Genomic DNA, 12,112 nt, shown 5'->3' with positions numbered 1-12,112 from the left:
ATAAAAATTCAATGAATTGATAATCAATCCATTAAACTCAATAAAAAAATGGAAGCTAACCAGTTATTTCTGAGAATAACGATGCTTTGTTGGAGAAGATTCGAAACCGATTGCTTGTTAATATCCATAATAGCCGAGATTTCCTCATGGCTGAGATTCTCGTAATATCGCAAGTACAAGGCTTCTTTCTGACGCTTGGTCAGTAATTTGAAGTATTCATTAAACTTAGAAAGTAATTCGTTCAAATCATCTTCTTGCAAAAGCATGAATTCGATGTTTTCAAACTCAATCATTTGCTCGTCTTCTTGTTCAAGAAAATCAGTTGATAAATTACTCTTATTGACGGCTCTGATTAAATTATTACGAAGTGCTTTGAATAGATAGTTTTTTACAGAAGCAGGCGTAGAAAGATAGGCTTTTCGTTCTAATAATTCTAAAAATAAATCTTGAATGGTGTCTTCAATCAAAGATTTATTTTTGGTGAATTTTGTACCATACTGCAAAAGAGAGCGAAAATATCTTCTCATCAACTCGCTCAGGGCATCTCCGTCTCCATTTTTGAAGTTAAGCCATAAAAGGCTATCAGAAACATGCTCTTTTGTATGTAATGTTACAATTTTCATATTCAAATGATTCTCGGATGCTCAAAACACAAAGAGCATCTGCAAATAAATACAAATGCTACATTGGTTTTTACATTGAAAAGTTTAAATGTGTTTAATTGACACAAAACTATATGTTTTTTTCTTATAATAATACTTTTATCCAAAAAAATATTTGTATAATTAAATATCAAATAAGATTCTATTTAGAAATGATATGAAATCAACTTTGTTCATCATTTTCAACACTTTTCTTTCGCCAATAATTTGCTAGAATTGAGCCTGAAATATTCATCCATGGACTAAACACAGCGGCTGGTAAACCAACAGTTCCTAGTTTGCCCATTCCGCCAGCTAAACCCGATGCCATTCCGCCATTTTGCAAGCCTACTTCAAAAGCAATGGTTCTGGATGAATTTTTATCTAAGCCAAACAAACGACTTAGCCAATAGCCAAAAAAGTAACCAGAAGCGTTGTGAATCACAGAACTGATAAATAATAAAAAGCCTACTTTCATCAAATTTTCTCTCCCAGCAGCTGTGGTTACCGTTGTAAAATAGATGATTCCAAACATTGAAATGTAAGGCATAATTTTATCTAAATTCGGAAAAAACTTCGCTCCTTGATGATACAAAACACCCACAACAATGGCAGCCAATAAGAAACTTAAAACTTCTAAAGATTGAAGTACTTCGGAAGAAAGTAATGATGATTCCAACCAATGCCAAAGTCCGAAAGGTAAAGCGATTAGCCAAATCAAAGAAATGACCAAAAGGATATTCACATTTTTCTTTCCTTGTGGTGAAGCCATTTTCAAATAGTCGTGCAATAATGCCGCACTGATGGGAACAATAACAATTTTAATGATTTCCATCATCATATTGATAAAATGAATTTCTATTAAAGTTCCCGCTAATAATTTCATAATAAGCGGTGTTAAAAACGGTGCTACCAAAGTAGCCATCGCCGTTACCACAACCGATAGAACGAGATTTGCTTTGGCTAAATACACCATCACGTTTGAAGCCAAACCGCTTGAACATGAACCAATTAGAATGATTCCCGCAGCAATTTCTGGTTCAAAATCAAATATTTTTATCAATAACCAACCCATAAATGGCATGATTGAAAAATGACAAAGTAAGCCAATCGCAACGCCTTTTCCCGTGGAAGCCAATCCAGAAAAATCATGAATACTCATCTGAATACCCATGCCAAACATCACAAATTGAATGATGATTAAAATAAGCCATTTGTTTCTTAAATCAATCGTTCCCCAATGCGTAAAAGCGGCAGGATAAACCATTCCTGCCACAACAGCCGTGATAATCCACGCAGTGTATTGGTAGTTTTTCAAGGATGGAATACAAGCCATGCCAATCGTAAAACTAAGTGCCGAAACAACAGCCGAAACTTGGCTCAATGCGTGGTTTTCTTGCACAAGTGCATACATCAAAACCAATATTGAAATAGCACTGATTCCTAGCAGAAATTGCTGAATTCGTTTCATGATAAAAGAATAGTTGCAAGATGTTGAACAGCAATCGTTGGACTTGCCAAAATTGGTACTTTTTTATCTGCTTCATCCAACGTATCTACAACTCTCGCCATCGAAGCTTGTGCCAATAAAATAACATCTACTTTAGTTACTAATTCTTTCAAAGCAGAAGCGACCATTTCATCGTGTTTGGGTGCATCGCCACTCATCAATGCTTCAAAAGCACCTTCACATAATACTGACACTAATTCAATTTCTTTATCTGCTTTTTCAGCACGACGAAGTACTAAATCGCTAGTTGGTCCTAAAGTAGTTGGAAGTGTTGCAATTACTCCGATTCTTTTCCCAGTTTGTACTGCCAAATCCGCCATCGGTTGGTCAACTCGTAAAACGGGTACGCCCGTCAAAGCCTCTGAGGCTTCAACCGCCGCACCAATTGAAGAACAAGTAACCATGATAAAATCTGCACCAGCGGCTTCTGCCGAACCCACATAATTTACTACTCTTCTCGACACATCTGGTCTGAGTTCACCATGTTTGATAACGTTCTTTATCAGGCTATCATCCACAATATTAAACACTTGAATGCCTGGCAAGTATTCATTACAAAGTTGTTGAAAAACAGGCACTAAGGTTGCCGAAGTATGAATTAATCCTAAAGTTTTTGCTTGCATTTTTTTATTGCTAATGATTTATTGCTTTATAATTTTCCGTCTAATAAAATTCCGAAATATCGTTCGTCGCCTACTTGTCCGCCTTTAAAATTGACTTCAATGCCATTGATAAATGGATTGGCAGAACGAGCTTTGCAAACTGGTGCACCTGCTACTAAAGGAGCAATCATTTCTACCGCTTCGATTTCCATCGCTCTTGCCGCATAACTTGAAGTATCGCCTCCTGCGATGACAACCCTTTTTACTTTGCTTTCAGATACAACTTTTTTGGCAATCACGCCTAAGGCTTTCCCTAGTTTTTCAGACGATAAAGTTGCTTGAACATTGGTTTTACTTCCGTTGGTATGAATGATTAAATGATGACCTTTTTGGGCTAAACTCACCGCCTTTTCTAAATATTCATTCAGCAATGCGTTGTTGATTTCTCCATCACAAATTGCCTGAGCGTCAATAATGATTTCTTTAAAATCATGTTCCAAAGCCCAAGAAATTTGTCGTGAAGTAACGGGCGAACAACTTCCTACAACGACCAATAATGGATTGGCTTTTTCGAGTTTTTCCCAAGTTGTAAGGGCTTGAAGTTGTTGGGTTTCATTCCAATATTTCCCTAAAGCCATTTCTATTCCAGAAGAACCTACTGAAAATAAAGGCTGTTCCGTGTCTGCTAATTCGTCTAATAATCTACCAATATTTGAAAATTGTGATTCATATATCGCATCAATTAAAAGTACTTCAGCTAGTTCTTCGAGTTGTTTCTTTAAACTTTCTTTTAATTCCTGATAAGGTTTTGCTACTTCAAGAATATCCAACAAACCTATTTTTTTATCGGTCTGTTTCGCTAAATGTACTCTTAAATCACTTTCATCAGCAGGCGTTACAGGATGTTTACTCATAGAAGGATGGCGGTCTAATCTATGAATTTTCCCTTCACTACCAATTCCCATTCTGGCAAATAAATTTCCAAAAGCACAATAACGCCCCAAAGAAGGTGCTGCAACCAGTAAAGGAATACAAGTATTTTTGAAAACGGACGCTCCAACATCAATTGCTTTTCCGATACTTCCAACATTAGGAGAAGAATCAAAAGTTGAGCATACTTTATAATGTACGTGTTTTACGCCCAGAGCTTTTAAGGCTGTGAAAGTCGGAAAGAGTGTTTCTTCCATCTGCACTGGCGACATCGACCTCGACAAGCCCGCTACGCCGATAGCTTTTAAATCGGAATAAGCTGATAATTGTGCTGCCGTTGGTGCTTCGATAAAAAGGGCTGTCTTCGCTCCTGCCCTACTCAGAAACTCCAAAGCATCCGTCGAACCTGTAAAATCATCGCCATAATATGCCATGAGTAATTGATGATTCGCCATATTATTTCGAGCCAAATTTTTCTACAGATTTCGCAAATTCAGGATAGATTTTCGCTGCTCCTTCAATGTCTAAACCATCCACTGCTGCTTGCCAAGCTTGTTGTAAAGCGGTTACGCCAGCGGCTGGACCCATCGGGTGAGCTAAAATTCCGCCACCAGCCATGTACAATAAGTCTGTTGTTTTAGTACGTCGATAGGTTTCTGGTGCTTGTCCACCCCACTGTCCTGATGAAACCACAGGTAAAACTTCGTATCCGCCTAACATTGGTTTTAAGCAAGCTTCAATCGAAGCCACGACAGAATCATCACTTTCCCAAAATTTATTTTGAATGCCATTTACATGAAGCTGGTCAACACCAGCCAAACGCCAAAGTTTTTGATAGGCTCTAAAATCTATTCCTAATAATGGATGTCTGGTCAACATTCCCCAGCCATTTCTATGACCGTGAATTGCCAATACTCCTTGGTCGCAAATCTTTTTAGTACCAGCCAGACCAACACTATTAATGCTAATCATTGCACAAGTTCCGCCAGCATTTACTATTTTTTCGTAGCGAGCTAACATTTCATCTGTTTCACCGCTGATGTTAAAAGCGTACATGATTTTCTTGCCAGTTTTATCAGCAAAACGATTAATCACGTTCATTACTTCATCCACTCTTTCATTGAAAGGCGAGTTAGCTGTTGAAGAAAGTAGTTCATCATCTTTGATAAAATCTATGCCTGCCTCGGCAAGTGTTTCTACTAAAGTTGCTGTTTGCTGTGGCGTTAAACCTACACTTGGTTTTATGATTGTTCCAATCAATGGGCGATTTTGCACACTTGTTAATTTCCTACAACCCGTAATACCAAATTTTGGTCCTGAAAAATGATTAGCATAACTCGCTGGAATATCAATGTCCATCAATTTCAATCCTGTAAATTGACGAATTTCGTATAAATTACCTTGTAAGGAAGAAATCAAAACGGGCAAATTATAGCCAAAATTTTCAATCGACCATGATACTTTTACGATGGCACGATGATACTGATTGTCTTTACTTTCTGAACCAGGAATAGCGGGCGTTGAAACCGTTTCCAGAAATTCAACTGATTCTACTCTGGCAGCGAATCTTGCTTTTAATTCTTCCGTTTCGCCCGGAACTGCGGTGAAAGTACCAGATGACTGTTCTCCTGCTAAAACTGCGGCAGCAGATGCTGGTTCGAAAGGCGTTTCTATAAAATATGTTGCTGTTATTCTTTCCATAAAATATTATCGACTAATAGGAATCCATACTTCCATTTCTGAATGCCCACGGTTACTCCAAGCATAGTAGGGAATTAAACGTACTTTGGTTGAAACGGGCGTTTGTTCTGTTACTTCTCTGTATAATTTATTTGACCAAGTACTTGCGTCAACGATTTTTGCTTCGCCATCTAAAGCAGTAATCGGGCTATTTTCAATTGTCATGCTACTGGTTTTCCATTTGCTTTTTGGTGAAATTGAAAGTGTATTTAATTTCACATTGGCATTATCAACCGACTCCAAACAATATACAATTGGTCCTCTTTTTACCGCTACTTGGTTTCTGATTTCCTCTGCTAATGGATTGGCTTCAATCATTTTTACGGTCATTGGTAATACAATTTCTATTTTATCCGAAGCCGACCATTTTCTATTTAATTCTACATAATTGCCTGTTTCAATTTTTCCAGCAAATAATTTTCCATTGATTTTGATAATGGCACCTTTACTCCATTCAGGAATTCTTACAAAAACTGAAAAAGGATTTTTCGCTACTTCTTTCCATTCAATGCTGATATTACCATCCCAAGGATAATTCGTTGTTTGTACCAAGCTAATTTTTGAACCATCTTTCAAGGAAGTAGAAAGCGTATTGGCTCCGTACAAATTCAACCATAAACCTTTATCAGAAACGCTGTAAGCATAAGTATTGATTTGGGCGATGGTTCTAACGGTATTTGGCGGGCAACAATTTGATTTACTAATGTATTTTTGTCTGCCACCCATCCAACGCAATTGGTAAGGATAATCATCCGAAGCACTTAAAGGATTGGTATAAAAAAACTTATCGCCATCTAAACTAATGCCCGACAAAATACTGTTGTACAAAGCCAATTCCATTACATCGGCATATTTGGCTTCGCCTGTAATTTGTAGCATTCGCCAATTCCACAATAAATTTCCGATGTTCGCACAGGTTTCGTTATGGGCAGAATGGTTGGGTAATTGATACGATTTTCCATAAGATTGATGCACTTTTTGAACGGTATCAGGTTTGTAAGAAGTACCTTCTGGCGAAACGCCATCGTATAAGGCACCACAACCACCCGTGATGTACATTTTGTGATTTATGACATCATCCCACATCAAATCTAAAGTTGATAATAAAGTACTGTCGCCTGTTTCTGCAAAAATATCGGCTGCACCTGCAAACAAATAATTCGCTCGCACGGCATGACCAACTACTTTTTTCATTTGTCTGAACGGTACTCTATCCGAATTATCATCCGTTCCTTCCGAAAGCCCACGAATATTGATAAGTCGCTTCGCTAAAGCCAAATATTTCGGTTCGGAAGTCGTTCTGTACATTTCAATAATGCCCATGTAATGCGATGGACAAATGGCATTTCTTGCTTGTTCTGGACTGGCATTATTGTAAAATTCAATCAGAAAATCGGTCGCTTTTTTGGCAATATTCAGTAAAGAAGTTTTGCCTGTTACTCTATAATGTACGCAAGCGGCCGTCATTAAATGCCCGAAATTATAAGCTTCAAAACTTAGTTTATCGTCAAACATTTTTTGCTCGCCTGTTTTCTTTTGTTGAATAATTGCCTTGGTATAAATATAACCATCTGGCTTTTGGGCTTTACCAATTACTTCGATGGCATAATCCATCAATTCATCCAATTTTCTATCTTTCGTAGAAGCGTACATACTCGCTACGGCTTCTAGCGTTTTGTAAAAATCACCATCATGAAAAGACGGACCTTTGAAAGCACCATTATCAAGTCCAGCAGCGATTTCAAAGTTTTTGAAAGAATGACTCAAATTTGCATCCGTGTAGTTTTTCCATAAAGTAGGAACCATCGACGAACGACACACCGAAAAACGGTCTGCCCAAAAACCAGAAGTCCAAGTTACATCACCAAAATCTATACTTTGTAATCTGGCATTTGGACTTTTTGAGGTATTGACCAAGCCTTTATTTTGGGCTTGCGAATGATTCACTGAGAGTATTAGCAAATACAATACTCCTATTTGTTTCATGAATGTTTTCATATTTTATTCAACGTTGAAATTGTCTTTTAAAACTTGAGTGCTTTTACTTTTGAACTAATCGACTCTTTTTCAGCAATATATGGTGTAATGTAAAAAGTATATTGATACGGTTGGGCTTTGATTTGGTATTGCTCTAAAGGTGCAGCAACATCACTCCAACTGTCATTTCCGCCCACGCCCATTTGTCTTAAATCAATATTGAGGTTGATAAAACCAGCATCTTTTAGTTTATAAGTATGTTTGGCGGTTTCAATATTTTGGTCGGTATAAGGTCTAGCACTCATGCTCAACAAACTATCTGCCATCACCAATAAACCTTCTTGTTTTTTATTCGACAAGTACATCCAACGCACATCCGTTCTATTTCCGTTTTCTTGCGGAACAGCATAAGGCTCCATAAAATCTTGAATATTTTGCTGATAAATGCCTACATCAAAACCGTAAGAGCGGTCAACATAATTTTCTAATTCGCCTTTTCCGTACCAAGTAATGTTTTCAAATGTTCTTTCAATACCGCATTGTATGCCTACTTTTGGCATATTTGGCAAAGCAAAAGATGGCTTAAAATCGTAAGCTACTTTAATAACGCCATCGCCATTGATGCTATAATTTATTTGAACAAGAGCACTATCGTTCACCAAAGAGTAATTTGTAGTGATTTGAATAATTCCTTTTGAAATTGTTTTGGCGACACAACTTTTCAGCTTTAAATCAACATTATACCATTGTTTTAATTTACGTTGTGCCTTCCAACCACGACGGTCGTTGTCTGTCAGTGGACGACTAAATTTTGGCAATAGTGGACTAAAAATCTGCTCTTTTCCTTTAAAAAGATATGAACTTAAAGCTCCATTTGATTTATCTATCTTGATTTGAAAACCTTTTCCATTAATCGCAAAAGAAGTATTTTCTTCAGCCAACGCTAAAGTTGGAAATGTTTTATTATGTGATTCGTTTTGAGAAAATCCTGTCAAAGCAAATTGATTGGAAGCTACTTCAAAACCTTTTTCAGCCCAAGCTTCGTTTTTTGAAAGTACTACATGCAACTCAGCCCAAAACTCAGTATTCGCCTTAAATTTTGGTAAATAAGGCACTAAACTAAAGAGCGTATCTTTTCCTGCTTGTAAATTCATTTTAGGCAATTCTTTGGTAGCAATTACTTTTCCATCTTCCAAAATCTTTATAAAAATGGTATAGTCGCCCAAAGATTTGGCTGCATAACGATTTGAAATCCTGATCGTTGCCGTTTCTGCATTTTCTAAAGTACTTTCTATCCCTTGAAATACTCTTTTGCATTCGTACATCGCAGCTTTCGCTCTGCCGTCAGAAGCGACTACTCCTTTTATCGTGAAATTATCAAAGTATTTTTCGCCGAAATCTCCGCCATAAGCATAGAAATCTTTGCCAGATTCAGCATCTTTTTTCAGCAAACCTTGGTCTTTAAATTCCCAAATACAGCCGCCAATTACTCTTTTTGTTTTTCGGAATAAATCCCAAAACTCTTTCAAATTTCCTGCACTGTTTCCCATCGCATGGGCATATTCACAAAAGAAAATAGGTCTGGTATCGCCATTTGGTTGATTTGCCAACAATTCAGGCGTGTACATCGCAGGATACATTCTGCTGACAATGTCCACATAATATTGGTCTAACGGATTCTGAATACGATGCGAATGGTCATTTGGTTTTAAATATTTCGGATCTTTATTGTCCATATAACCTTCCATGTTCGGACTTCCCATCGCTGGTTCGTAATGAACAGGACGAATAATATCAAAATCGTGCATCCACGCCGCCATTGCCGCATGGTTTGGTCCACGACCAGCTTCGTTGCCCAAACTCCAAAAAATAATAGAAGGATGATTTTTATCTCGCAAAGCCATTCGGTTACTTCGCTCCAAATAGGCGCCCGTCCAAGTGGCATCATTACTTAGTTTAGAACCCAAACCGTGCGTTTCAAGATTGGCTTCATCAATCACCAAAATGCCATATTCATCGCATAAATCGTACAAATATGGGTCGCTAGGATAATGACTGGTGCGAATGCAATTAAAATTAAAGCGTTTTATTGTGAGAATATCTTGTAAAATATCTTCTCTAGAAAGTGCTTTTCCTTTGGTTGGATGATGGTCTGGTCGATTAACGCCATATAAATACGTTACTTTTCCATTGATTAAGAGTTTACTATTTTCTTTAGAAAATTCAATGGAACGAAATCCTAATTTACAGCTTTTTGCTTCCAATAAATTACCGACACTATCTTCCAAAGAAAGCACCAAAGTATATAAATTCGGAATTTCGTCACTCCATTTTTCAGGGTTTTTTACTTGAGTTTCTAATAAGCCAAACTTGGTATTATCCAATCGTGGATAGATCTCGTTGATGATTGATTCTACACTTTTTTCTAATGGCTTTTCCAAAACAGGCTGATTATTTTTATCAAATAATTGTGCTTTAAGCTGATAACCTACAACTTCTTTTCCCGTTAAATTCTCCATTCTTGGACGAATACTCAACAAGGCATCTTTGTAATCTTTATCCAATTTAGTTTGATAGAAAAAATCGGCAATTCTCAATTTCGGTTCTGCATGCAGAAATACTTCACGATGAATGCCACTCAAACGCCATTGATCTTGGTCTTCTAGAAATGAACCATCACTCCAACGAATTACCCAAACTGATAACACATTTTCACCTTCTTGTAAATAAGGAGTAATATTGAATTCAGAAGAAAGAAAACTGTCTTCGGCATAACCCACAAATTTGCCATTCAGCCAAACTTTATAGGCTGAACTTACTCCTCCAAAATGTAAAGTAACATTACTTTCTTTCCAATTGGCAGGCACAGAAAATGAACGCTGATAACAGCCCACGCCATTATAATCTTTAGGAACAAAAGGAGGGTTTACTGGTCTGAACGGATAAACCGCACTTTTATAAATCGGTTTATCATAACCTTGCATTTCCCAGTTAGCTGGTACAGGGATTTTCTTCCATCCCGTTACTTTACTTTTATAAAAATCTTTTGGTGCATCGGCAGGTTTTAGCGCAAAACTAAAATCCCATTCGCCATTTAATGAAAAATAACGATTCGATTTTTCACGATTTCCTTGTAAAGCACTTTGTACATTATCAAAAGAATAAGCAGTAGCTCTGGAAGCATCACGGTTGATTCCACTGACGGTTGGGTCTTCATAAGGTTCTGTCTGATAAATACTTGGTGCGTTCGGAACAGCAGCGGGCGTTTTATCAACCAACTGAGCCTTTATTCCAAATGGAATCAAACCTGTGAAAAATAATAAATACTTTAATTTCTTCATTGTATAAATGCTAAAAAATGGTGTGTGAATGACTGAAAATTAAATCGCTGTGAGACATTCATCTTTGAACGAAAAGCCCCAACCAGCACGGTCATGTGGTTTTGCCATACCATTTTTAATTTGTAAAGGATGGTCAATCAGTGGGTCAATCCAATCGAATGACTCCGCTCCTACTCCATTGGAAATCGTGCAAAGCAATGGAATATCGTAATCTTTATAATAATGTGGCAACACTGGAATGTTAAAACTTCCAGCCAAAGCGGCACTATTTCGCCAAGCTTCTACGCCACCCAAGCGTAAAATATCGGGTTGCCAAATATCGATAGCGTTTCTTTGCAATAATTCTCGCAAGGGTAAAGTTGAGTATTCTCTTTCACCCATTGCCAAAGAAATTCCTGCTTGTGTTCTTAATAATTGATACCCTTCAAAATCGGTATGGTCGATTGGCTCTTCAAACCATTGAATATTCAATGCTCTGGCTGCCCTTGCCAAAGCCAAGGCATTCGGTACATTCATTCCTTGGTTGGCATCCATCATAATATTGATGTCGTTCCCAACGGCTTCACGAACTAATTTTAGGCGTTCTAAATCTTCTTGCCAATCGGGTTTTCCTACTTTTATTTTTACTGCTTTGAAACCTCTGGCTTTATAATTACTTACTTCGTCAATCAACTCTTCTGTACTGTACGAAATCCAACCGCCACTTCCATAAATAGGCACTTCGCTTCTCGACGAGCCTAAAACTTTCCAAATCGGCTGGTTCAAAATTTTGCACCAAGCGTCCCACATCGCAATATTATAAGCAGCTTGTGCCCAACGATTTATGCCTTCCATTCCGAAATACTCATTGGCATGATTAAGCTTTTCAAAAACTTTTACAGTATCAAAAACTTGTTCGCCAATCAGCATTTCGCCTACATCTTTCAAAGCCCCAGCGATGGCTCGTGGACTGTATTGAAAACTCAAAAGATAGGATTCTCCAATGATTCCATTAGCGGTTTCGATTCTTAATACTAAAAAAGAAATTTCCGTCAGGGTATGCGTAGCGTCTGAGATAGGTTTTGCAAGTTGGGCTTTTACAGAAAAAACTGCATATTTTTTGATAGCGTACATATTAAAAGAGATTCGATAAAAAACCAAAATTAATAGTAATATACCTGTATTATATATAACATTTTCACAAGATATTGTAGGATATTTGCATAAAGAAGATTTATTCATTTTCTGGATAAAATGAGTAAATAGAAAAATGGGTAGTGTTAATCAAGTAATGCTCTTTGTTTGTTATAGTGGCAAATAAAGTATTTTATAGCCCCTATATGATTTTCTAATTTCTTGGAAAAAGACAATGTTTGTCTTACTAATCGGCTA

Annotated in this window: 8 protein-coding genes and 1 pseudogene; all 9 read right to left on the bottom strand. The window is 37.3% G+C overall.

Annotated elements, in window-relative coordinates:
- Positions 1-23: 23 nt before the first annotated feature.
- Positions 24-623, bottom strand: coding sequence for an RNA polymerase sigma factor (locus tag VB776_RS19925; RefSeq protein ID WP_323698625.1), 600 nt, complete (start codon positions 621-623; stop codon positions 24-26).
- A 202-nt stretch (positions 624-825) separates the two neighbouring features.
- The gene (locus tag VB776_RS19920; RefSeq protein WP_323698624.1) at positions 826-2,112 is read right to left on the bottom strand and encodes a bile acid:sodium symporter family protein; all 1,287 of its coding nucleotides are present in this window, start codon (positions 2,110-2,112) and stop codon (positions 826-828) included.
- On the bottom strand, positions 2,109-2,774 hold the full coding sequence (locus tag VB776_RS19915; protein WP_323698623.1) for an aspartate/glutamate racemase family protein: 666 nt from the start codon (positions 2,772-2,774) through the stop codon (positions 2,109-2,111). Before VB776_RS19915 ends, VB776_RS19920 begins: the two co-directional genes overlap by 4 nt.
- 26 nt (positions 2,775-2,800) lie before the next feature.
- Positions 2,801-4,138, bottom strand: coding sequence for a four-carbon acid sugar kinase family protein (locus VB776_RS19910; protein ID WP_323698622.1), 1,338 nt, complete (start codon positions 4,136-4,138; stop codon positions 2,801-2,803).
- Position 4,139: 1 nt separating this feature from the next.
- Positions 4,140-5,384 carry a ribulose-bisphosphate carboxylase large subunit family protein gene (locus tag VB776_RS19905; RefSeq protein WP_323698621.1) on the bottom strand — a complete coding sequence of 415 codons (1,245 nt, stop codon included), beginning with the start codon at positions 5,382-5,384 and terminating at the stop codon, positions 4,140-4,142.
- A 6-nt stretch (positions 5,385-5,390) separates the two neighbouring features.
- The gene (locus tag VB776_RS19900; RefSeq protein WP_323698620.1) at positions 5,391-7,409 is read right to left on the bottom strand and encodes an aceric acid hydrolase; all 2,019 of its coding nucleotides are present in this window, start codon (positions 7,407-7,409) and stop codon (positions 5,391-5,393) included.
- Between the two features lie 38 nt (positions 7,410-7,447).
- On the bottom strand, positions 7,448-10,741 hold the full coding sequence (locus tag VB776_RS19895) for a glycoside hydrolase family 2 TIM barrel-domain containing protein (protein ID WP_323698619.1): 3,294 nt from the start codon (positions 10,739-10,741) through the stop codon (positions 7,448-7,450).
- Between the two features lie 39 nt (positions 10,742-10,780).
- Entirely contained in the window at positions 10,781-11,854 is a 1,074-nt protein-coding gene (locus VB776_RS19890) for a mandelate racemase/muconate lactonizing enzyme family protein (protein ID WP_323698618.1), read from the bottom strand.
- A gap of 146 nt (positions 11,855-12,000) precedes the next feature.
- Positions 12,001-12,112 (bottom strand): annotated as a pseudogene (locus VB776_RS19885) (IS1 family transposase); the annotation flags it as partial.

The sequence above is a fragment of the Arcicella gelida genome, assembly GCF_034931025.1.
Lineage (GTDB): Bacteria > Bacteroidota > Bacteroidia > Cytophagales > Spirosomataceae > Arcicella > Arcicella gelida.
Note: the sequence above shows the minus strand (reverse complement) of the source record. Positions and strands in the feature narration are given on the sequence as shown.